Annotated in this window: 20 protein-coding genes; 10 read left to right on the top strand and 10 right to left on the bottom strand. The window is 63.2% G+C overall.

Annotation, left to right across the window (positions count from 1 at the left end):
* The first annotated feature begins 62 nt into the window (after nucleotides 1-62).
* Complete coding sequence (locus AAFN55_RS07455) at nucleotides 63-1,178, top strand: DegT/DnrJ/EryC1/StrS aminotransferase family protein (protein ID WP_347798223.1); 1,116 nt, start codon at nucleotides 63-65, stop codon at nucleotides 1,176-1,178.
* A 92-nt stretch (nucleotides 1,179-1,270) separates the two neighbouring features.
* Here the strand turns inward: AAFN55_RS07455 and AAFN55_RS07450 are convergent, their stop codons facing one another.
* Nucleotides 1,271-1,861, bottom strand: coding sequence for a biotin transporter BioY (locus AAFN55_RS07450; RefSeq protein WP_347798222.1), 591 nt, complete (start codon nucleotides 1,859-1,861; stop codon nucleotides 1,271-1,273).
* Nucleotides 1,862-1,988: 127 nt separating this feature from the next.
* Here AAFN55_RS07450 and AAFN55_RS07445 point away from each other — a divergent pair, with 127 nt between their 5' ends.
* Complete coding sequence (locus AAFN55_RS07445) at nucleotides 1,989-2,894, top strand: MBL fold metallo-hydrolase (RefSeq protein ID WP_347798221.1); 906 nt, start codon at nucleotides 1,989-1,991, stop codon at nucleotides 2,892-2,894.
* Here the strand turns inward: AAFN55_RS07445 and AAFN55_RS07440 are convergent.
* Nucleotides 2,865-3,689, bottom strand: a complete 825-nt coding sequence (locus AAFN55_RS07440) for a DUF1499 domain-containing protein (RefSeq protein WP_347798220.1) — start codon at nucleotides 3,687-3,689, stop codon at nucleotides 2,865-2,867. The genes AAFN55_RS07445 and AAFN55_RS07440 overlap by 30 nt on opposite strands.
* Before the next feature lie 79 nt (nucleotides 3,690-3,768).
* Nucleotides 3,769-5,397 (bottom strand): 3-(methylthio)propionyl-CoA ligase, encoded by a 1,629-nt coding sequence (locus tag AAFN55_RS07435; RefSeq protein ID WP_347798219.1) that lies wholly within the window; start codon nucleotides 5,395-5,397, stop codon nucleotides 3,769-3,771.
* A gap of 183 nt (nucleotides 5,398-5,580) precedes the next feature.
* Here AAFN55_RS07435 and AAFN55_RS07430 point away from each other — a divergent pair, with 183 nt between their 5' ends.
* The 4 genes from AAFN55_RS07430 to AAFN55_RS07415 all read left to right on the top strand — a co-directional run bounded on the left by AAFN55_RS07430 (nucleotide 5,581) and on the right by AAFN55_RS07415 (nucleotide 9,603).
* A complete protein-coding gene (locus AAFN55_RS07430; RefSeq protein WP_347798218.1) occupies nucleotides 5,581-5,970 on the top strand; it encodes a hypothetical protein in 390 nt (129 codons plus the stop codon).
* A 103-nt stretch (nucleotides 5,971-6,073) separates the two neighbouring features.
* Nucleotides 6,074-7,471 (top strand): aspartate aminotransferase family protein, encoded by a 1,398-nt coding sequence (locus AAFN55_RS07425; RefSeq protein ID WP_347798217.1) that lies wholly within the window; start codon nucleotides 6,074-6,076, stop codon nucleotides 7,469-7,471.
* Nucleotides 7,472-7,552: 81 nt separating this feature from the next.
* On the top strand, nucleotides 7,553-9,175 hold the full coding sequence (locus tag AAFN55_RS07420) for an ABC-F family ATP-binding cassette domain-containing protein (protein WP_347798216.1): 1,623 nt from the start codon (nucleotides 7,553-7,555) through the stop codon (nucleotides 9,173-9,175).
* A gap of 56 nt (nucleotides 9,176-9,231) precedes the next feature.
* Nucleotides 9,232-9,603, top strand: a complete 372-nt coding sequence (locus tag AAFN55_RS07415) for a DUF427 domain-containing protein (protein ID WP_347798215.1) — start codon at nucleotides 9,232-9,234, stop codon at nucleotides 9,601-9,603.
* 2 nt (nucleotides 9,604-9,605) lie between these two features.
* On the opposite strand, the gene AAFN55_RS07410 is transcribed toward AAFN55_RS07415, so the two are convergent.
* The gene (locus AAFN55_RS07410) at nucleotides 9,606-10,472 is read right to left on the bottom strand and encodes a glycosyltransferase family 9 protein (RefSeq protein WP_347798214.1); all 867 of its coding nucleotides are present in this window, start codon (nucleotides 10,470-10,472) and stop codon (nucleotides 9,606-9,608) included.
* Between the two features lie 442 nt (nucleotides 10,473-10,914).
* Nucleotides 10,915-13,581 carry a pyruvate, phosphate dikinase gene (ppdK, locus tag AAFN55_RS07405; protein ID WP_347798213.1) on the bottom strand — a complete coding sequence of 889 codons (2,667 nt, stop codon included), beginning with the start codon at nucleotides 13,579-13,581 and terminating at the stop codon, nucleotides 10,915-10,917.
* A gap of 199 nt (nucleotides 13,582-13,780) precedes the next feature.
* Here ppdK and AAFN55_RS07400 point away from each other — a divergent pair, with 199 nt between their 5' ends.
* Together AAFN55_RS07400 and AAFN55_RS07395 are read left to right on the top strand one after the other, a co-directional pair.
* A complete protein-coding gene (locus tag AAFN55_RS07400; protein ID WP_347798212.1) occupies nucleotides 13,781-14,122 on the top strand; it encodes a VOC family protein in 342 nt (113 codons plus the stop codon).
* A 28-nt stretch (nucleotides 14,123-14,150) separates the two neighbouring features.
* Nucleotides 14,151-14,492: a GFA family protein gene (locus AAFN55_RS07395; RefSeq protein ID WP_347798211.1), complete on the top strand. Its 342-nt coding sequence runs from the start codon at nucleotides 14,151-14,153 to the stop codon at nucleotides 14,490-14,492.
* On the opposite strand, the gene AAFN55_RS07390 is transcribed toward AAFN55_RS07395, so the two are convergent.
* From AAFN55_RS07390 to AAFN55_RS07375, 4 genes are all read right to left on the bottom strand, one after another.
* A complete protein-coding gene (locus AAFN55_RS07390) occupies nucleotides 14,486-14,896 on the bottom strand; it encodes a hypothetical protein (protein WP_347798210.1) in 411 nt (136 codons plus the stop codon). The genes AAFN55_RS07395 and AAFN55_RS07390 overlap by 7 nt on opposite strands.
* Nucleotides 14,897-14,913: 17 nt before the next feature.
* Nucleotides 14,914-18,372: a chromosome segregation protein SMC gene (gene smc, locus AAFN55_RS07385; protein ID WP_347798209.1), complete on the bottom strand. Its 3,459-nt coding sequence runs from the start codon at nucleotides 18,370-18,372 to the stop codon at nucleotides 14,914-14,916.
* Between the two features lie 57 nt (nucleotides 18,373-18,429).
* On the bottom strand, nucleotides 18,430-19,143 hold the full coding sequence (locus AAFN55_RS07380) for a DsbA family protein (RefSeq protein WP_347798208.1): 714 nt from the start codon (nucleotides 19,141-19,143) through the stop codon (nucleotides 18,430-18,432).
* A gap of 241 nt (nucleotides 19,144-19,384) precedes the next feature.
* Complete coding sequence (locus AAFN55_RS07375) at nucleotides 19,385-19,888, bottom strand: DUF721 domain-containing protein (RefSeq protein ID WP_347798207.1); 504 nt, start codon at nucleotides 19,886-19,888, stop codon at nucleotides 19,385-19,387.
* Nucleotides 19,889-19,944: 56 nt separating this feature from the next.
* Between AAFN55_RS07375 and mutY the strand changes: the two genes are divergently transcribed.
* Nucleotides 19,945-21,066, top strand: coding sequence for an A/G-specific adenine glycosylase (gene mutY, locus AAFN55_RS07370; RefSeq protein ID WP_347798206.1), 1,122 nt, complete (start codon nucleotides 19,945-19,947; stop codon nucleotides 21,064-21,066).
* A complete protein-coding gene (locus AAFN55_RS07365; RefSeq protein ID WP_347798205.1) occupies nucleotides 21,063-21,674 on the top strand; it encodes an HAD family phosphatase in 612 nt (203 codons plus the stop codon). Before mutY ends, AAFN55_RS07365 begins: the two co-directional genes overlap by 4 nt.
* Before the next feature lie 8 nt (nucleotides 21,675-21,682).
* On the opposite strand, the gene AAFN55_RS07360 is transcribed toward AAFN55_RS07365, so the two are convergent.
* Complete coding sequence (locus AAFN55_RS07360) at nucleotides 21,683-22,816, bottom strand: site-specific DNA-methyltransferase (protein WP_347798204.1); 1,134 nt, start codon at nucleotides 22,814-22,816, stop codon at nucleotides 21,683-21,685.
* Nucleotides 22,817-22,914: the final 98 nt, after the last annotated feature.

Genomic DNA, 22,914 nt, shown 5'->3' with positions numbered 1-22,914 from the left:
CAACTCTGCTAACAGGCTCCCGCGAGACATCACGGCCTCACCAACGACAAGAACAGGACGCCATGCAATTCATCGATCTTGGCGCTCAGCGCGAGCGCATCCGCGAAAAGCTTCAGGCCGCCATCGATGGCGTCGTCAGCGAAGGCCGGTACATTCTGGGCCCGCAAGTCGCGGAATTCGAGAAACAGCTCGCCGCCTATGTCGGCGTCAAACATGTCGTGGCCTGCGCCAACGGCACAGATGCGTTGATGCTCCCGCTGATGGCGCATGGGATCGGGCCGGGTGATGCGGTCTTCTGCCCCAGCTTCACCTTCGCCGCGACAGCCGAGGTGGTTGCGCTGCGGCAGGCGGAGCCGGTCTTCGTCGAGATCGCGCCGGACACCTACAACATCGACCCCGCAAGCCTCGAAGCCGCCATCGCGATGGTGAAAGCCGAGGGACGTCTCACGCCGCGCGCGATCATCCCCGTCGACCTGTTCGGCCTGTCGGCTGACTATGCCGCGATCATGGCAATCGCCGAGCGCCACGACCTCGTGGTGATCGAAGATGCGGCGCAGTCGATGGGCGGCTCGATGGGCAACGCGATGTGCGGCAGTTTCGGCCATGTCGGCTCGACGAGCTTCTATCCCGCCAAGCCGCTGGGCTGCTACGGCGACGGTGGCGCGATGTTCACCAACGACGACGAGATGGCGGACACGCTGCGCTCCCTCGCCTTCCACGGCAAGGGCGAGACGCAGTACGACAATATTCGCGTCGGCATCAATTCGCGCCTCGATACGCTGCAGGCGGCAATCCTGATCGAGAAGCTCGCCATCCTCGAAGACGAGATGGAAAAGCGCCAGGTCGTGGCCAAGCGCTACAATGACGGGCTACGCCATGTCGCGAAGGTCCCTGATATTGCGACGGGAAGCCGCTCGGCCTGGGCACAATACGCGATCGAGACGCCACGACGCGACGAGCTCAAGACCCACTTGCAGCAGGCCGGAATTCCATCGGTGATCTACTATGTGAAACCGCTGCATCAGCAGGTGGCCTACTCACACTATCAGACGGCACCGGGCGGCCTCGCGCTCTCGGAAGAGCTGCCGTCGCGCATTCTCTGCCTGCCGATGCACCCTTACCTCTCGACCGACGATCAGGACCGGATCATTTCGACGATCGTCGATTTCCTCGGCTGATCGAGCGGAACAGCAGTCAAAGAAAAGGGCCGGTCGATCGACCGGCCCTTCTTCGTTTCAGAGTGGTGTGCGGCGGCTGCCGCAGGAGCGCTCTAGCGACGCGCGAAGAGCGACCAGACTGCCGGCACGATCGCCGCTGCCAGTGCGACCTTGATCAGGTCAGGAACGATGAACGGCGCGACGCCGAACTGCCAGGCGCCGGCGGCACCGATCAGGCCTGCGAGCCATGCGAAGCCCATAGCCATCATCACGACTTCGCCGACCATCATCGCACCGAAAAGCTTGACCGGGTTGCGGTCCCAACCGCGATCCGCGGCCCAGCCGACGATCGCCGCCATCACCACGAAGCCTGCCAGGAAGCCACCCGTCGTGCCGAGCATGTAGACGATGCCGACGCCCTTTTCCGGCGATGCCTGGAAGACGGGGAAGCCCATCGCGCCCTGCGCCATGTAGAGCACGAGTGTCGCAACGCCGAGACGGAGACCGAAGGTCGCGGCAATGGCCATGACCGCGAAGGTCTGCATCGACATGTCGACCGGTCCGAGAATGACGCGCGTCTTGGCGGAAAGCGTCAGAAGCAGCGTGCCGGCAACCGCCAGCGTGGCCAGCACCGCATAACGCGCGACACCCTTTTCGGGCAGCGCGAGAGAAATGAGCGGGCGGGATAGGATTGCGGCAGACATGTCGGTCTCCATCTATGTCATTTGGCGTAAAGCCGGGATGCGAAGGTTTTCCCTATAGGTCGTTCCATGATATGCGGCAACTCGTTTCAAAGCCTCTCCCACAACGCTTCAGCGGACTTTTCCAGACATGGCCCTAGACTTCGATACACGGTTCGAGCCCGCTTATGGCGAGGCGATCGAGGTTGCACCGGGCGTGCGACGCGTGACCGTCAACAATCCGGGGCCGTTCACATTTCACGGCACGAACGCATACATCGTCGGCACCGAGACGCTCGCCGTCATCGATCCCGGCCCGGATGACGATGCCCAGTTCGATGCACTCATGAGCGCTATCGCGGGTCGCCCGGTCAGCCACATCCTGATCAGCCACACGCATGTCGATCACTCTCCGCTCGCGGCACGGCTGAAGGCTGAAACGGGAGCGAAAACCGCCGGCGAGGGGCCGCATCGCCCTGCCCGCCCGTTGCGCATCGGCGAGATCAACCCGCTGGACGCAAGCGCCGACATGGACTTCGTCCCGGATATCATCCTGGAAAACGGCGCGGTGATCGACGGCGACGGCTGGTCCTTCCAGGCGATCCATACGCCCGGCCACACCGCCAACCATCTGGCCTTCGGCCTCCAGGGCACCGGCATCCTGTTTTCGGCGGATCACGTGATGGCCTGGGCGACCTCCATCGTCGCGCCGCCGGACGGGGCGATGTCTGACTACATGACGTCGCTGGACCGGCTGCTCGAGCGCGACGACCGCATTTTCCTGCCGGGACATGGTGGGCCGGTCCTGTCGCCCGCCCCCTTTATGCGAGGCCTCAAGGCGCATCGCAAGATGCGCGAGCGGGCGATCGTCGAGCGCTTGAAAGTCGGCGACCGCACCATTCCGGAGATGGTCGCCGCCATCTACCGCGACACCGATCCGCGTCTGCACGGCGCGGCCGGCCTTTCCGTCCTTGCCCATCTGGAAGATCTGGTCGCGCGCGGCGTCGCCCTCGTCGAGGACGAGCCGTCACTGGACGGGGTTTTCCGCCTCGGGTAGTGCCGGAATGTCGATGATCTCGAGAGACTGACGATCGAACTCGGCAACCAGATCGCTCATGAAAGCACGGATGCGGCGCGCGCCGTCGCCCAGATCATGGCGACCGTAGCGCGAATTCATGCGCATATCGACGAAGACGGATTCTCCTTCGTCCGAGAGCCGGACGACCGCATCCACCGGGTAGCGCAGCAGGAAGGTCGGCGCCTGCATCTCGATCGAGATTTCCCGTGTCAGCGAACTTGCCGCGATCGGCCTCGCAGGCAGCCATCCACGTGACGCCACCACGGCGCTGAGCGCGCTCAGAACGCGCTCCATCGACCCGGCGATGCGCCTTCCTGCGATATCCGGATAGGCCCGCATCTGGATTTCGGCGTCTTCCCGCGAAATCTCTCCAATCGGGTTCATGAGCTCGGTTCGCGCCGGCGTGGCGAGCGTGAAGGCGGGCGGCTCCAGCAGATCCGTGGAAATGTCATGCAACATGGGATAGCGGACAGCGAAGTAGCCGCTAAGCGCGAAGGGCGCGAGCACGATCCCCGCCAGAACAGTCGCGGCAAGCGAGGCGCGGCCCGCCTTCTCCCCGCGGGACCACAGCCGCCTGAACCCGATCGCCGCCAGTGCAAGTCCTACGACCGCGAGGAGTGCGACAAGCCCGATGATCCAGAAGAAACCGATCGTGTCGAGCAGGCCGTAGCGATGTGCCACCCCGGCGAGCAGGAACAGGACAAGCGAAAAACGCGCGACGCTCCTGGCCCATTGCGCGTAAGGCGAGACCCGCCGTTCTGGAAGTACCACCATGTGACCGCTGCGCTCTTCGATGCCGCGAGCCTTCTATCGGCTCGCGTGCATATGGTCAAAGCCCCTGCGGGTGTGTGTCTCAGGCGGCGGGGAAACGATAATCCCGGAACTGGTCGCGAAGCGTCATCTTCTGGATCTTGCCTGTCGCCGTATGGGGGATCTCGTCAACGAAGGCGACATCGTCCGGCATCCACCACTTGGCGACCTTTCCCTCCATGAAGCCCAGAAGTTCCTCCTTGGTGGGCTCCTTGCCGGGCTTGCGGACCACAACGAGAAGCGGGCGTTCGTCCCATTTCGGATGGGTCACGCCGATCACCGCGGCTTCCGCGACGTCCGGGTGGCCGACAGCGAGGTTTTCGAGGTCGATGGTGGAAATCCACTCGCCGCCGGACTTGATGACGTCCTTGGCGCGGTCGGTGATCTGCATGTAGCCGTTCTTGTCGATGTGGGCGACGTCGCCCGTATCGAACCAGCCCTCCTCGTCGAACTGCTCCTCGCCGGCACCGCCGTAATAGGCGCGCGCCACTGCGGGTCCGCGCACCTTCAGCCTGCCGAAGGTCTTGCCGTCCCATGGATGGGCCTTGTTCTCGTCGTCGGTCACCTTCATCTCGACGCCGAAGGGCGGATGGCCCTGCGTCTGTTTGACGTCGAGGAGCTTGTCGCCCTTCAGGTCGGCGTATTCCGGCTTGATCGTCGCCAGCGTTCCAAGCGGCGACATCTCGGTCATGCCCCAGGCATGGATGACCTCCACGTCGAAATCGCGCTCGAACTTCTCGGTCATCGCGCGCGGGCAGGCAGAACCGCCGATCACGACCTTCTTGAGATGCGGCAATTTCTTGCCGGTCGATTCGAGGAATTGCAACAGCATCAGCCAGACGGTGGGCACGGCCGCGGTGAAGGTCACCTTTTCCGTATCCAGCAATTCGTAGATGGATTCGCCATCCATCTTGCCGCCCGGCATGACCAGCTTCGCGCCGACCATCGGCGCGCTTTGCGCAAGACCCCAGGCATTGGCATGGAACATCGGCACGACCGGCAGGATCGTGTCGCGCGCCGAGATGCCCATCGCATCGGGCATGCAGGCGATCATTGCGTGCAGGACGTTGGAGCGATGCGAATAGACCACGCCTTTGGGGTCGCCGGTGGTGCCCGACGTATAGCACATGCCGCAGGCGGCGGTTTCATCCAGCGAGACCCAGGTGAAATCGCCATCGGCCTCGGCAAGCCATTCCTCGTAGGCGATCGCACCGGGCAGGCTCGTCTCGGGCATATGCGCCTTGTCGGTGAACACGATGACCTTCTTGAGCGTCGGCACCAGCGGCGCGATCTTTTCGGCCAGCGGAACGAAGGTCAGGTCGACGAACAGCGCCTTGTCCTCGGCGTGGTTCATGATCCAGGCGATCTGGTCCGGGAACAGGCGCGGATTGAGCGTGTGATAGATCGCACCGATACCCATGATGCCGTACCAGGCCTCGAGGTGCCGTGCGGTGTTCCAGGCGAGTGTCGCGATGCGGTCGCCGTCGCCATAGCCGTCGCGCTGCAGCCGCTGCGCCACCTTGAGCGCCCGCGTCCTCGCATCGGCATAGGTGGTTCGCACGATCGAGCCTTCGACCGAACGCGAGACGATCTCGCGCTGGCCATGCTGTCGCGCCGCATGATCGAGTATCTTGTGGCAGAGCAGCGGCCAATCCTGCATCAATCCGTGCATCGAATTCCTCCCTGATTTCCGGTGCCGACAATCTTGGTCGGAATGCCGCCAAAGTCCATAGCGCGGCGCGCCGAAGTCGGTTCTTCTGCGACCAAAGGGCAAGCGCCACAAAGCCGCCACGATCTCCAGAAAGCGTGGCATTGCGGGTGGGTCAAAAAACGTCTGAACAGGATGAGGCTACGCATGCCAACGCCCGCACACGAGACGGTGCCTCCGGCACTCTCACCCCCGCCCCCTGCCCCGCAAACCGCATCGCTCGAAACGGTCGAGATGGAGCTGTCGCTCGGCCAGCGCGAAATCGACGACCTGCATTTCGAGGCAGCTATTCGCGAGACCGCAGAATCGGTCGGCGGCGTGCTTCTGTTCCAGATGCGCATAGAAGACGGCGATGCCAGCCGTTGGGTCGCGGCCGTCGCGATCGGTGAAGACGATGCCCGCGAGATCGCCGTGATCGACCTGCCCTGCGGAGGCGGAAGCGTCAGCGTGGTGCCGGCCTCGGAGAGCAAGCTGCCCATCGCGTCGATCGCGTCGGCCTATGCGGGGCTTGCGGATTGCTGGGGCAAGGCAGCCTGATCACGCGCTGGGCCAATCATACGCTCCCCAGTGAACCAGCGCCGCCTCGGCCTTACGCCACGCGGCTTTAGCGGTTAGGTTCGGCTTCCATCTGGAGGCCAGCATGAATCAGTCATCACCGCTCACGAACCTGCAGGCGCGCGACATCGCCTCGGTCCTGCATCCCTACACGCCAATCCACAAACTCGGCGAAATCGGACCGCTGGTCATCGAGCGCGGCGAAGGCATCTTCGTCTACGACACCCAGGGCAAGGCCTATATTGAAGGCATGTCGGGTCTTTGGTGTGCGGGCCTCGGCTTCGGCGACGAGGAGATGGTGGATGCTGCAACCGAGCAGCTTCGCAGCCTTCCCTACTATCATCTGTTCGGAGCCAAGGGCACGGAATCGGCCATCGAACTCGCCGAGAAGCTCAAGGAGATCGCGCCGATGCCGATCTCGAAGGTGTTCTTCACCTCGTCGGGCTCCGAAGCAAACGACACGCAGGTCAAGCTTGCCTGGTACATGAACAACGCGCTCGGCCGGCCCAACAAGAAGAAGATCATCAGCCGCATCAAGGCCTATCACGGCGTGACGATCATGTCGGCATCGCTGACCGGCCTGCCCTACAACCATATCGGATGGGACCTGCCGGTCGATCGTGTGCTGCACACGGAGTGCCCGCATTATTATCGCTTCGGCCAGGATGGCGAGAGCGAGCAGGAATTCGTCGCGCGCATGGTCAAGTCGCTCGAAGACATGATCGAGCGTGAAGGACCCGACACGATTGCAGCCATGATCGCCGAGCCTGTCATGGGCGCCGGCGGCGTGATCGTCCCGCCCGCGGGCTACTATCCGGCGATCCAGAAGGTGCTCGACCAGCACGACATCATCATGATCGATGACGAGGTCATCAACGGCTTCGGCCGCACCGGAAACTGGTGGGGCTGCGAGACGCTCGGCATGAAGCCGGCGACGATCTCGGCAGCCAAGCAGCTTACCTCGGCCTACGCGCCTCTTGGCGCGGTGATGGTTCCGGAAGACATCTATCAGGCCTATGTCGACCACTCGGCCAAGATCGGCACGTTCGGCCACGGCTTCACCTATGGCGGCCACCCGCTCGGCTGCGCGCTCGGCGTCAGGGCGATCGAAATCTACCAGCGCCGCGACATCGTCGGCCATGTGCGGTCGCTTTCGCCGCAGTTCGAGCGCCGTCTCAAGGCGCTCTCAGGCCATCCGCTGGTCGGTGAGGTGCGCTATTGCGGCCTCGTCGGCGGTGTGGAGCTGGTCGCCGATCCCGAGACGAAACGCTCGTTCGATCCCAAGAACGGTGTCGGGCCGCAGGTTGCCAAGTTCCTGGAAGCACGCGGGCTGATCCTGCGCGCCATCGGCGACACGATCGCGCTTTGCCCGCCCATGATCATCACGGCCGAACAACTGGACGAGCTCTTCGACCGGCTGGAAAAGGGTCTCGACGACGCGGAAGCATGGGTTTCGAAAGAGGGTCTGCGCAAGGCGGGCTGACGCCGCGACGCTTCGGCCCCTTCCACCCGAGCCGGTCTTCTCGTAATGGACCCCGCAGACATCGGCGGGGTTCTTTTTTTCATGATTCGTCTCGAAAACATCAGCAAGCAGAACGGTCAGCAGATCGTCTTCATCGAGGCGTCCGCAGCTCTTCAAAAGGGCGAGAAAATCGGCCTCGTCGGCCCGAATGGCGCGGGAAAGACGACGCTCTTCCGCATGATCACCGGCCAGGAGCAACCCGACGAAGGCCAGATCTCTGCCGATCGCGGCGTAACGATCGGCTATTTCAGCCAGGATGTCGGCGACATGGCGGGCCGCAGCGCGGTGTCCGAAGTCATGGACGGCGCCGGGCCGATCACAGAACTCATGGCCGAGATGGCGGAACTCGAGGCCGCGATGGGCGATCCTGATCGCGCCGACGAGATGGACGAGATCATCACGCGTTACGGCGAGGTTCAGGGTCGTTTCGACGAGTTGGACGGTTACGCGCTCGACGGCCGTGCCCGCGAAGTGCTCGACGGCCTCGGGTTCAGCCAGGAGATGATGGACGGCGACGTCGGCAAGCTTTCGGGGGGCTGGAAGATGCGCGTCGCGCTGGCCAAGATCCTGCTCATGCGCCCCGACGCGATGCTGCTCGACGAGCCGAGCAACCATCTCGATCTCGAAAGCCTGATCTGGCTGGAATCTTTCCTGCAAGGCTATGATGGCACGATCCTGATGACCTCGCACGATCGCGAATTCATGAACCGCATCGTCTCCAAGATCATCGAGATCGATGGCGGTTCGCTGACCTCTTATTCCGGCAATTACGGATTCTATCAGGAACAGCGCGCGCTGGCCGAAGTGCAGCAGCAGGCGCAGTTCGAGCGCCAGCAGGCCATGCTCGCCAAGGAAATCGCCTTCATCGAGCGCTTCAAGGCGCGCGCCTCGCATGCCGCCCAGGTGCAGAGCCGGGTCAAGAAACTCGACAAGATCGACAAGGTCGAACCGCCAAAGCGCCGGCAGACGGTGAACTTCGAGTTCCAACCGGCCCCGCGCTCCGGCGAGGATGTCGCGACCGTCAAGAACGTGCACAAGAGCTACGGTTCGCGCGCAATCTACGAAGGACTCGACTTCCAGGTGCGGCGCAAGGAGCGTTGGTGCGTGATGGGTGTCAACGGCGCCGGCAAATCGACGCTCTTGAAGCTGATCGCAGGCGCATCCGAGCCGGACAACGGCACGGTGTCACGCGGGCCAAGCGTGAAGATGGGCTATTTCGCCCAGCACGCAATGGAAGTGCTCGACGGCGAGCGCACTGTCCTCCAATCGCTTGAAGATTCGTTCCCGCAGGCTGGACAGGCACCGCTGCGCGCGCTTGCCGGGTGCTTCGGTTTCTCTGGCGACGAGATCGAGAAGAAATGCCGCGTCCTGTCTGGCGGCGAGAAGGCGCGTCTCGTCATGGCCAAGATGCTCTTCGACCCGCCGAACTTCCTCGTGCTGGACGAGCCGACCAACCATCTGGACATCGCGACCAAGGAAATGCTGATCGAGCAGTTGTCGCGCTATGAAGGTTCGATGCTCTTCGTCAGCCACGACCGTCATTTCCTCGCGGCGCTCTCGAACCGGGTTCTGGAACTGACGCCGGACGGCATCCACACCTATGGCGGCGGCTACACCGAATATGTCGCCCGCACCGGGCAGGAAGCGCCGGGCCTGCGAAGCTGACCTTGTCCGAACACCGCAGCGCCCCTAAGTGCTGAGGATATAACAAGGAGATGACCATGGCCAATCCCGCACCCGGTTTTCTGCGCGACCCGCAACGGAAGATAGTGGTGGAGCCTTATGGGCGAACGGTGACTGTACGCTTCGGCGACGTGGTCATCGCGTCGTCCGACGAGGCGGTCGAATTGCGCGAGAGCACGTATCCGCCCGTCCTCTACATCCCGTTCAAGGACATCTATTTCGAGCATCTGGAAAAGACGGCCACCACCACGCATTGCCCGTTCAAGGGCGACGCGACCTATTGGAGCGCAAGCGCGCAAGGTGAGGCGGCATCGGACGTCATGTGGGCCTATGAGGCGCCGTTCGACGAAATGCTGCAAATCAAGGACTACGGCGCGTTTTATCCCAACAAGGTCTCGATCGACGCCTGAGTCTAGGCCGGATCAGTGGTCGAGCGATTGTGATCTTCGGTTCGCGCGAGCAGTGACACAGTCGCATTCACCACCTCGTCCACCTCTATGCGGCGTACGCAAAACGCCTTACTGGGATCATCGCTTTTGCATACGCCCGGTGCCACGCAGGGACAGGGCATAGTCGGCCGCACCGCAACACTGGGAACGCCTACGGGCCCCCACCGCGCGGGGTCCGTCAATCCGAACAATCCCACCACGGGCGTCCCTGCCGCGGCAGCCATGTGCATCGGCCCGCTTTCATTGCCGACGAAAAGGCGAGCGCTGGCAAGAACCGCGAGCAACACGTCGAGTTCGCACTGGCCGGCCAGGCTGACGACGCCATGCGATGTCATGGATCGTATCGCGTCGGTGAGTTCACGTTCATCAGGCCCGCCGACGAGTGCGACGTCGAGACCAGTTTGTTCGACGAGCGCATCAAGCGCCACCGCGAAACGCTCGGGCTGCCATTGCCTGCCGATGAAACTTGCCCCCGCGTGGACCGCAATAAAACGTCCCGGCACAAGTCCGACAGAATGAAGCAAAGCCATGGCCGCGTCACGCTTTTCGGGCAAAGGCGCCAATGACGGAGATGGAATGACGGCTTGAAAGCCCAGTGCATCGAGCGGCGAGAGATATCGGTCGAGAAAGTGCTCACCGACACCGAACGGCTTGGCGAGGACATTCGCGGGCTGACGCTCCAGACGGCGCAGAGGTCTCTCGGTCGGGCTGTACCCGACCTTGATCTTCGCAGTCACCATTCGGTTCAGCAGGCGCGACGTCTTCGAATCGGTGATGTCGATCGACATGTCGAATTTCATCCGCCGTAGCTTTCGAATGATCGACACCATTTCCGAGGCGCGGTTGATCGGGGTTCCGCGCATGCGCTTCCTGTCGATCGTGACGGTGTCGTCGGCGATCCCATGTGCCTTGATGAAGACATCCAGGCCACGCGTACAGAGGAACACGATACGCACACCGGGATACCGCATCCGCAAATTGTCGACGAGCGCCGACGCCAGAACGATATCGCCGATGAACTTCGTCTGGACGATCAGGATCGAGCGTATCGCTACTTTGTCCGTCCCGCCTAGCTCCCCAAGAATGGGGTCTGGAGTTTGATCGATTGAAGTCTTGAAGTAACCGTCTGCACGTCGCATCGCCATAAGATCAGTGACCACTGAAAAACGCTACGCCCGTCCCGCCACCCTCCACATCGGACATCGGGATGGCAGGAGTAAGGTCAAAGCGTTTCGTTCAGCGTGTCACCGTCTGCGCACTGAGAGTTGCGCGCTATCGCTTGGATGCAGCCGCCGCCTGGGCTGCGGCGAGCCGCGCGATCGGCACCCGGAAGGGCGAGCAGGACACGTAGTCCAGACCGACCTCTTCACAGAATCGGATCGAGGCGGGGTCGCCGCCATGCTCGCCGCAGATGCCAAGCTTGATGTCGGGCCGGGTCGCCCGGCCCTTTTCGGCCGCCATGCGCACGAGTTCGCCGACGCCTTCGATATCGAGCGAAACGAACGGATCCTGCTCGATGATGCCCTTCTGGCGATACGTCTCGAGGAACGACGATGCGTCGTCGCGCGAGATGCCGAAGGTCGTCTGCGTCAGATCATTCGTGCCGAATGAAAAGAATTCGGCCGCCTCGGCAATGACATGAGCCCTGATCGCCGCTCGGGGCAGCTCGATCATGGTGCCGACCAGATAGTCGATCTGCGTGCCACTTTCCCGGATGACCGCCTTGGCGACGTCATCGATGCGCGCCTTCACATAATCGAGTTCCTTCATGATGCCGACGAGCGGAACCATGATCTCGGGCACGACCGGACTGCCGGTCTTGACGCCCGCCTCGACCGCAGCCTCGAAGATCGCGCGTGCCTGCATCTCCGCGATCTCGGGATAGGACACCGCCAGACGGCAGCCCCGGTGACCCAGCATCGGGTTGAACTCATGCAGCGCCTCGGTCCGCTGGCGCAGCTTGTCGGCCGAGACGTTCATCGCCTTGGCTACATCAGCGATTTCCTCTTCGGATTTCGGCAGGAATTCGTGCAACGGCGGATCGAGCAGACGGATCGTAACCGGCAGGCCCGCCATGATCTCGAAGAGCTCAGCAAAATCGGAACGCTGCATCGGCAAGAGCTTGGCAAGGGCGGTGCGGCGATCCTGCTCGGTATCCGCCAGGATCATCTCGCGCATTGCGACGATGCGCTCGTCATCGAAGAACATATGCTCGGTGCGGCACAGACCGATGCCCTCGGCACCGAACGAGCGCGCCATGCGCGCATCGGCGGGCGTCTCGGCATTGGCACGGACTTTCATGCGCCGGATTTGGTCGGCCCATTCCATGATCGAGGCGAAGTCGCCCGAGAGTTCCGGCTGGAGCATCGGCACCGTGCCCTTGAGCACCTGCCCGCTCGTGCCGTCGATGGTGATCACGTCGCCCTTCTTGAGCGTCTGCCCCATGGCGATGAGCGTTCCGGTCCTATAGTCGACGCGCAACTGGCCAGCGCCGGAGACGCAAGGCTTGCCCATGCCGCGCGCGACGACGGCGGCGTGGCTGGTCATGCCGCCGCGTGTCGTCAGGATGCCTTCGGAGGCATGCATGCCGTGGATGTCTTCCGGGCTCGTCTCGATGCGGACGAGAATTGCCTTGCGGTTCTGCGCCCGCATTTCCTCCGCCTCATCCGACGAGAACACGATTTCGCCGGTCGCCGCGCCGGGGGAGGCCGGAAGCCCCATGCCGATGACGTTGCGCTCTGCCTTGGGGTCGATCGTCGGGTGCAGAAGCTGATCGAGCGACGCCGGGTCGATGCGCGAAACGGCTTCGTCTTTGGTGATGAGCCCCTCGCCCGCCATATCGACGGCGATCTTCAGCGCAGCCTTCGCCGTGCGCTTGCCCGAACGCGTCTGGAGCATCCACAGCTTGCCGCGCTCGATGGTGAATTCGAGGTCCTGCATGTCGCGGTAATGCCGCTCCAGCCTGTCGGAGATATCGACAAAGGCCGCAAACGCATCCGGCATGACCTTTTCCATCGACGGCTTGTCCGAACCCGCCTCGATGCGCGCCTCTTCCGTGAGGTTCTGCGGTGTCCTGATACCCGCCACCACATCCTCGCCCTGCGCGTTCACGAGGAACTCGCCATAGAGGCGCTTGTCGCCCGTGGAGGGATTGCGCGTGAAGGCGACACCGGTCGCCGACGTCTCGCCCATGTTTCCGAACACCATGGCCTGGACGTTGACCGCCGTGCCCCAGCTTGCAGGGATATCATGCAGGCGGCGGTAGGTGATCGCGCGATGATTCATCCAGCTCGAGAAGACCGCACCGATTGCGCCCCAGAGCTGCTCCTGCGGGTCCTGGGGAAAGGGACTGCCGAGTTCCTCCTCGACCTTGGCCTTGTAGAGCTTGATCGTCTGCTGCCATTCGGAGGCGGTCAGGTCGGTGTCGAGCTCATGGCCGCGCCGTGCCTTCTCATCTTCGAGGATTTCCTCGAAATGTTCGTGGTCGACGCCGAGCACGACGTCCGAATACATCTGGATGAAACGGCGATAGCTGTCATAGGCGAAGCGCGGATCACCGGAATCGCGCGCCAGCGCTTCCACCGTCTCGTCGTTGAGGCCGAGATTGAGGACCGTGTCCATCATGCCCGGCATGGATGCACGCGCACCGGAACGCACCGAAACCAGCAGAAGATTTTCGGGGTCACCGAAGCGCCGGCCGGCTATCGCGCCAATTTCTGCAAGCGCATCAGCCACCTGCGTCTTCAGTTCCGCGGGATAGTCGTTGCCGTTCTCGTAATACCAGGTGCAGAGTTCGGTGGTGATGGTGAAGCCTGGCGGAACGGGCAGTCCGAGGCTGCACATTTCAGCCAGGTTCGCACCCTTGCCGCCGAGCAGGTTGCGGTCCCCGGCACGCCCTTCAGCCTTGCCGTCTCCAAAGCCGTAGACCCATTTCGTCATGCTCGCATCCTTACTCCGGAACGCCGATCTTCACCTGGAGGACCCGCTTGCGCGCTGACGGATAAGGCGCCCATCATCCAAAGGCAAGCAGCCAGCACCGACCCCAGCTATATGAATCGATTAGGATGCCGGATCAAATCATGCTTGCCTGGACGCTGGATCATTGATAGAACAAAAAGCGAACAAAGAGGAGAGTAAAATGCGTCAGGATGGAAAACTCGATTATCTCGAAATGCAGGCGACCGGCGGCTCGATCGACAGCGTCAAGGCGTTCTACAGTTCCGCCTTCGGCTGGACGTTCACGGATTATGGCCCGTCCTATTCCGCATTCGAAGAGGGTCTGGATGGTGGGTTCGACGGTTCCGCGGCGCCCGACGCCAAGCCGCTTCCTGTTCTCTACTCAGAAAATCTCGAAGCCTCGCTGAGCGCCGTGAAGGATGCAGGAGGCAACATCAGCAAGGACATCTTCGCGTTTCCCGGCGGACGGCGTTTTCACTTCATCGATCCTGCAGGCAACGAACTGGCCGTCTGGAGCGAGTGAGCCCGACCGGCAGGAGGTTATTGTGAGCATGTACAAGGGAAGTTGCCATTGCGGGCGCGTGACGTTCGAAGCCGAAGGCGAATTGAAGGAGGCCATGGAATGCAATTGCTCGCATTGCAGCCGGAAAGGCTACCTTCTCTGGTTCATCCCGCGAGAGAGGATGAGACTTGGAACGCCGCTTGAGGATTTGTCAGTCTATCACTTCAACAAGCACGTGATTGATCACCATTTCTGTCCCAACTGCGGGTGCGCGCCGTTCGGCATGGGAAAACGCGGTGATACCGAGATGGCTGCAATCAACATCAGATGTCTCGAGGCGATCGAGTTGTCGGAGGTGAAACGGATACCGGTGGACGGCCGCAGCTACTGATCGCCTTCGATGGCGGCTCCGACCACGGCAAGCGCTTTACGCAGTTTGCCGGTCGCCAAACCGACCTCAGGTTCATTCTGAAGGGCGATGAGGTGGCGAAGGCGAAACTGGGAATCGATGTCACCTTCGCCTTCGCCAAGAAGCGCTGCTGCGTCCCGGTGAAATCCCGCCAGAACGCCCGGTTCGTCCATCTCCCCTTCAACGACGGAATGGTCGATGCGGGCAATGAGCTGCGAAATCGCTCCCATCCACGCGAACCGGGGATCGCCGATGAGGGCGAACAGTTGGGTATAGGGATTCTGGAGGGCGGGATCGTCCCCGATTTCCGCCCGGATCAACGCGCGGTGAAAAGCCTGAAGGGCGACGGAAAGCTGTTTCGCCGGTGCGATGAAAGTCTCGTTCAAACCATGTCTCCCGGCAATCAGCTTGCTTCGCGCAGTTGTTCGGCGGTCTGAAGGTCGACCGACACAAGCTGGCTGACGCCCTGCTCGGCCATCGTCACGCCGAACAGCCGGTTCATCCGCGCCATCGTGATCGGATTGTGCGTGATGATGACGAAGCGCGTCTCGGTCGTACGCGCCATCTCGTCCATGAGATTGCAGAAGCGTTCGACATTGTGATCGTCCAGCGGCGCATCGACCTCGTCGAGAACGCAGATCGGCGCGGGGTTGGTCAGGAACACCGCAAAGATCAGCGCCATGGCCGTCAGCGCCTGCTCGCCACCGGACAGGAGCGTCATCGTCTGCGGCTTCTTGCCGGGCGGACGGGCCAGGATCTCAAGCCCCGCTTCGAGCGGATCATCGGATTCGATGAGCTGAAGTTCGGCCGTGCCGCCGCCGAACAGATGCGTGAACAGGCGCTGGAACTGTGCGTTCACGACCTCGAACGCCGCCAGCAATCGCTCGCGGCCCTCGCGGTTCAGGCTCTGGATCGCCTGCCGCAAGCGACGGATCGCCTCGACGACATCCTCGCGCTCGGTGACGATCGTTTCCAGCCGTTCGGCAAGCTCGGACTGCTCTTCTTCCGCCCGCAAATTGACGGCGCCGAGCCGTTCACGCTCGATCTTCAGGCGGTCGAGATTGCGTTCGACGGCATTCATGTCAGGCATCGGCTCGTCGGGAGCGAGGCCGGTATGGCGAATGACCAGATGCGGCGGCACATTGAGCGCTTCCTGTATGCGCGCTTCCGCTTCCTTGCGGCGCTCATCTGCCGCCGTCAGCCGCTCTTCGGCCCGGGCCCGATCCTCGCGCGCCTGCGAAAGCGTCTGGATCGCACCGGTCGCAGCCTTGTCCAGTTCAGCCTGCCTGTTTTCCGCGTCCTGAAGCGTGTCTGCCGCAGTGCGCCGCAGGGCCTCAGCAGATGAGAGCTGCGACATCAGCGCGCGCCGGCGCGCGTCGATCTCGTCCGGCGCATCGGCGAGCTTTTCGTGCTCGGTGGCTGCTTCGACGCGGCGTTCACGCAACGATGCGATCTGCTGGCCGGCATTGGTGGCCCGCTGAACCCATGATTTTCGCTCGACCTCGATCGCGGCGAGCCGCTTAGCGCGTAGCTCGCCCTCGCGGCGCAGCCCCTCATGAGCGGCGCGGGCATCCGCCAGCTTTGCCCTGTCCTGCGCGACGTCACGCGCGCGGCCGTCCAGCCTCGCCTGGAGGTCGGAAAGGTCGGGCGCCTGTCGCAGCGCCTCCTGCGCTGCGGCGAAGGCGGTCTCGACCTCCGCCAGATCGGCGGCGACACGGCCGCGGGATTCCTCGAGAACGGCCCGCCTGCTGGACAGTTCGCCAGCCGCCTTTTCCGCCTTTGCGAGCTCATCACGCGCGTCGCCGAGCGCTCGTTGCGCAGCTCGCCAGGCGTCGCGTGCGGTCTTCTCCGCCTCGACGCTCTGGCGCACCCGCGCCTCGGCAGCGGCAAGCACCTCTTCGGCCGCCCGCAGACCGCGCGTCGCCTGCGTCGCCTCGGCTTCCAGTTCGGCAAGCCTGTTCTTCTGCGCAAGGCGCAGGGCCGCGGCGGTCGGGGCGTCGGCGCTGGCGGTCAGGCCGTCCCAGCGCCACAGTGCACCGTCGCGGCTGACGATCCGCTGGCCGACCTTGAGTTCCTTTTGCAGCCGGAGCCCGTCGCCCTGCTCCACGATGCCGACCTGGGCGAGACGGCGGGACAATTGATGCGGGGCCTGGACGACCTCGGACAGTGCGCGAACACCTTGTGGCAGGCGAGGATCGTCGCCAGCGGCCTCCACCTCGCCCCAATGCGCGGGGGCGGCACGATCGAGCGCGACATCGAGGTCTTCGCCAAGTGCGGCACCCAAAGCCGTCTCGAACCCGCGCTCGACCTTGATCTGCTCAAGGACTGCCGGAAAAAGCCCGCCCGATGCCGCATTGAGCATCTTCGCAAGCGTGCGCGCTTCCGTCTCGATGCTTTGCAGGGCGGAGCGAGCCTCGCCGAGCGGCGGACGTGCGGCCGCTTCGACCGCGCGCGCCTCGACGACCGCCTTTTCGGCGCTTGTCGTGCCGGTTTCGGCTGCTGTGGATGCCTGCTCCGCCTGTTCGACGAGAATGCGCTTTTGCGCGGGGTCGGCCAGCGCTGCGATGCGCGTGGCGATCTCACCGGCTTCACGATCGATCTCGGCCAACTGGCGTGCAAGCCTGTCGCGGCGCTCGCCCGTCTCACGCAACGTCCGTTCTATCTGACTGCGCGACGCCGACGCCTCGGCGCGTTCGGACGTCAGCACCTGCAAGGCCGCTTCGCTTGCGGAAAGCCCCGCCTGCGCTTCCTGGAACGCGGCGCTGCTCTGGATTTCGCGCTCGGCGGCTCCGGCAGTCTCCGAGTTCAGCGTACGCTCTTCCGTGTCGAGGCGCTCGAGCACGTCGGCATTGTCGCGCACCATCTGCTCTTCGCGCCCGATATCGGCGTCGAACTGCGCCAGGCGCTTTTCAAGCTCGGCGTTGCGGGCGCGGATCCGGTCCGCCTCTTCCTCGATCTGCGTCTTCGCGATGGTCAGGCGCTGCAACGCCGCAGCGGCGGCCGCCTCGGCTTCGCGCAGTTCGGGCAGCTTGTGCGCGCCGATCGCCTGATCCTTGGCAGCCTGCATCTGCTGCGCCGCACGATCGCCAACCACGGTCGTCGCCTGCGCCAGCGCGGACTTCGCCTCGCCTTCCTGCTCTTTCGCCTGTGTCCAGCGCAGGTGCAGGACGATGGCTTCAGCCTTGCGGATGTCGGCGGACAGGTTCTTGAAACGCGCCGCCTGCCGCGCCTGGCGCTTGAGGCTCTCGATCTGGCTTTCGAGTTCTCCGACGACGTCGTCGAGGCGTTCGAGGTTCTGCTCGGCGGCGCGAAGGCGCAGCTCAGCCTCATGGCGGCGCGTGTGCAGGCCGGAAATGCCGGCTGCTTCTTCAAGCAATGCGCGCCGCGCCTGCGGTTTTGCCTGGATCAGTTCGCCGATGCGGCCCTGTCCGACCATCGATGGCGAACGTGCGCCTGTCGATTGATCGGCAAACAGCAGTTGCACGTCCTTGGCGCGCGCTTCCTTGCCGTTGATGCGGTAGATCGAGCCGGCCTCGCGCTCGATGCGGCGCGAGACCTGGAGCTCGTCCGCGTCGTTGAAGGCAGCCGGCGCGGTGCGGTCGGCATTGTCGAGGAAAAGCGTGACTTCGGCCGTGTTGCGCGCGGGTCGCGTGCCGGAACCGGAAAAGATGACGTCGTCCATGCCGGACGCGCGCATGTTCTTGTACGAGCTTTCGCCCATGACCCAGCGCAGGGCCTCGACGAGGTTCGACTTGCCGCAGCCATTCGGCCCCACGATTCCCGTGAGGCCGCGCTCGATGACGAACTCACCGGGTTCGACGAAGGATTTGAAGCCCAGAAGGCGGAGGCGGGAGAATTTCATGACAAGCCCCCCGCGCAATTGCGCGCACGGGTCCGCTGCCGCGCCTCAAGGGTGCGGTCAGACCATGCTGTCGATGACGGCCGACATCTCGGCAACCGACATTGCCCCCGAATATTTGTTTCCGTTTATGAAGAACGTCGGCGTGGCGTCCACGCCAAAGTCTTTTTCGCCACGGGCTCGCACTGACTTCACATCGGCCAAAAGCTTGCTGTCAGTCAAGCACGCCTCGAAGGACTCCTGTGAAAAACCTGCGAGTCTGGCGATCTGGAGCAATGCAGCCTGCGCATCCTGGACCCCGGCCCAGTTCTGCTGCTGCTTGAAGAGCACATCGACCATCGCGAAATACTTGTCGTCGGAGCAGCGCGCCAGCATGAAGCCTGCCTCCGCGCGCGGATCGAACGGGAATTCGCGCATGATGAGCCGCGCCTTGCCGGTGTCGATGTAGTTTTTCTTGATCTCGGGCAGCGTGTTGTTGTGGAAAGCCGCGCAATGTCCGCAGGTCATCGAGGCATATTCGACGATCGTCACGGGTGCGTCGGCGTTGCCCAGCACCTTTTCCGGCAGGGAGCCTTCTTCGAGCAGCATTGCCATGTCGACCTTGCCGGTCGGCTGAGGCGCATTCGCTGCCGACGTCGACGCTGTCGGCGCGGTGTCCGGCGTCTGGGCTTCAGCCTGGCCGCTGGAGTCGCTGCATGCCGAAAGCAGCATCGCCGATGCGGGAATTGCTACCAAGGATGCCAGAACGGTTCTGCGGGGCAGTCTGCGGGTCATGCGAATCACCTGTGTCTGAATTGATCGTGCAGTGTTTTCTGCGGTCGCGACGAGTGTTGACGCCGAATACGGCAAATCTGTCCCCAATCCAATCGCCATGAGAAGACGGATCGTTCACGATACGGCGAGCATTTGCGCCTAAAGCGTGTCGCGATCCTTCGGGATCGCTTCCACCGCTTTAGGTCTCTGTTTTATGCATGTCCTTATCCCAAAACCGGTTCCCACTTTTGGGGGACATGCTTTAGCCAGGCCTCTTCTTCTCGCCCATCACGGAGCGTCCGAGCCGTGCGAGCGCTTCGCGCAGCCCTTCATCCTCGATTTCGCCGACCATGCGGTCCAGACGCTGGGTCTCCGGGGCTGTGAGAGGCCGCAGTTGCGGTCGGTGCTTCTGGGGTGTCCCGACCGGCTTCTGGACGATCTTGATACGGCCCACCGCGGCGAAGCCCAGGAAGCCGTTGACCCGCGAGATAATCTCGCCGGTCTCATGCTGGAGACGCAACGCGGACGCCCCTTCGCAGGCGATGATGAGCGTCGCCGGCTCGAACGGATCATCCTCGTTCATGCGGCGCGGCCAGGAAATCTTCTCCGGCCGCGAGCTCGCGGCGAGCCTGTCGCCCACGATCTCTTCCCAGGACTGGACGAGACCGATCGTTATGCCGGCGCGCTTGCGCAGAATCGGATCAAGGATATCAACGGCGAGATCGCTGACTGGCACCGCATTGCCGTTCCGGCGTTTCCCTGTCATGAGCGTCTCTGCTTCCTTTGCGGGCCAAAGCCGCGAGAGGGACGGTTTAAGGATCGATGTCGCCACAGGCTAGCAGCAATCTGGACGGAAATCACGGCAACGCGATCGCGCTGCTTGCATGGTACGATTCCCATCATCGCGACCTGCCCTGGCGCACGCCGCCGCGCGCCATCGCTGCCGGCGAGCGCCCCGATCCCTACCGCATCTGGCTGTCGGAAATCATGCTCCAGCAGACGACGATCGAGGCGGTGAAGCCGTTCTTCGCGCGATTTCTCGCAGCCTGGCCGACCGTCGAGGCCCTTGCCGCTGCCGACACCGACGATGTCATGAAGGCCTGGGCCGGGCTCGGCTACTATTCCCGCGCACGAAATCTGAAGGCCTGCGCGGCGGTGATCGTCGATGATCATGGCGGCCGCTTTCCCGACACGGAGGAAGGCTTGCGCGCGTTGCCGGGCATCGGCGCCTATACTTCGGCGGCGATCGCGGCGATCGCATTCGCGAAGCCGGCGGCGGTCGTGGACGGAAATGTCGAACGCGTGGTGTCGCGACTTTACGCGATCGATACACCCCTGCCCGCAGCCAAGGCCGAGATCAAGGCACGCGTCGCGGCAATGCTGCCGACTGAGCGACCAGGCGACTTCGCGCAGGCAATGATGGACCTCGGCGCGACGATCTGCTCGCCAAGACGCCCCAAATGCATGCTTTGCCCAGTCAACGACAATTGCGACGCGCTCCGAACGGGTGATCCGGAACGGTTCCCCGTGAAGGCCGCGAAGACGGAGAAGCCGGCGCGGCGCGGCGCGGCTTTCATCGCGGTCCGCAGCGATGGTGCCGTGTTGCTTCGCAAACGCGTTGCGACGGGACTTCTCGGCGGCATGGCGGAGCCGCCGAATTCTGCCTGGACGTCGCGGCAGGACGGCGCGCTCGGCACCGAGGCGGCACCGTTTCCCGCCAAATGGCGGGCATCGGGCACGACCAGCCACGTCTTCACGCATTTCTCGCTTATGCTGGACGTCTACCGCGCCGATTCCCTCGACATCGAAGCGCCGGCGGGCTGGTGGTGGTCCGCGCCTGAAGACCTTCCGGGTGAAGCGCTTCCGACTGTCATGAAGAAGGCAATCGAGATTGCTATCCCCGGTGCAACCGCCAGCCATAAACACGCGAAGAGAATGCCATGACCGAAATCCGCCACATCGTCTTCGACATCGGCAAGGTGCTGATCCATTACGATCCGGAACTGCCATTCCGCCGCCTGATCGCCGACGACGACAAGCGCACGTGGTTCCTCGCGGAAGTCTGCACCAGTGATTGGAACGTCGAGCAGGACCGTGGCCGCTCATGGGAGGAGGCGGAGGCGCTGCTCATCGAGCGGCATCCCGACGAACACGACAATATCCGGTCGTTCAGGCGGCATTGGCATGAGATGGTGCCGCATGCCTACGAGGATTCCGTCGCGATCATGGAAGGTTTGATCGATGCGGGACATGACGTGACGATGCTGACCAATTTCGCCGCCGACACCTTCGTTGAGGCGCGAAACATCTTTCCGTTTCTCAACCGCCCGCGCGGGGTGACAGTCTCGGGCGAAGTCAAGCTGATCAAGCCGGACGAGAAGATTTTTGACCTTCACGCGAGCAGTTTCGGGCTGGAACCAGCCTCGACGCTCTTCATCGACGACAGCCAGAAGAACGTGGACGGCGCGAAACGCGCCGGCTGGAACGCAGTTCTTTTCCAGGACGCCGAGACGCTGCGGGCCGATTTGGCGCGATACGGCATAGCAGCCTAGGCCGAGCCTCAGGCCCCGGCGCGTTCGATGCCGAGGCGCGCGATGCGGCGCAGTTCGTCGATGCAGGTCAGGCCGCCGCTGCGCTCATAGTGCCAGAAGGTCCAGCCATTGCATGAGTCGAGCGCCTGCAACTGCGCGCCCACGCGGTGGATGGAGCCGGAGAACTCGCTCGTCGCGATCGTGCCATCGGCCCGGACCGTCGCGGTCCAGCGGCGGCGTGCATCGAACAGCTTGGTGCCCGGCTTCATCAGGCCGGCGTCGAGCAGGCTGACGAAGGCAACGCGCGGCTCGGCGCGTTTGCCCGACATGACTTCCAGCTCGGCCGCGCCGAGCGGCTTCACATGCGCGATGCGGTCCAGTGCAGCATCGATGTAGTCCTGCTCTCGCTCGCAGCCCACGAAGTGGCGGCCGAGGCGCTTGGCGACGGCACCCGTCGTGCCTGAACCGAAAAACGGGTCGACCACGACATCGCCGGGCTTCGTCGAGGACAGGAGCACGCGGGCGAGAAGCGCTTCCGGCTTCTGGGTCGGGTGCAGCTTGTCGCCATTGTCGTTCTTGAGGCGCTCGCCGCCGGTGCAGATCGGGAAAAGCCAGTCCGAGCGCATCTGGACGTCGTCATTGGCCGCCTTCATGGCATCGTAGTTGAAGGTATAGCCCTTCGCCTTCGGGTCCCGCGATGCCCAGATCATCGTCTCATGCGCGTTCTGGAACCTGCGGCCACGGAAGTTCGGCATCGGGTTCGTCTTGCGCCACACCACGTCGTTCAGGATCCAGAAGCCCAGATCCTGCATGATCGCGCCGACGCGGAAGATGTTGTGATAGGAGCCGATGACCCAGATCGTGCCGTTCGGCTTCAGCACGCGCTTTGCCGCGAGCAGCCAGGCGCGGGTGAACGCATCATACGCGGCAAAGCTCTCGAACTGGTCCCAGTCGTCGTCGACAGCATCCACCTTGGACTGATCGGGACGGTGGAGATCACCATCGAGCTGAAGATTGTAGGGCGGGTCGGCGAAGATGACGTCCGCGCATTTTTCCGGCAGCCGTTCGAGCGCCGCGACGCAGTCGCCCTTCAGGATCGTGTCCAGCCAATCGGCTGAAGAGGCTGCATGGGAAAGGTCGCCGAGTTGACGGACAGCTGACATGGACACACCGAAACGCGTTACTGGTTACTGTCTGTTATGGTTACCTCGTTGCGTAAATATTTCATGAAGTCGCCGCATTTGCCGCTTCGGCGATGATG

The organism is Mesorhizobium sp. CAU 1732 (assembly GCF_039888675.1).
Taxonomy (GTDB): Bacteria; Pseudomonadota; Alphaproteobacteria; order Rhizobiales; family Rhizobiaceae; genus Aerobium.
The sequence above is the reverse complement of the archived record's forward strand: the minus strand, read 5'-3'. Positions and strand labels throughout refer to the sequence as shown.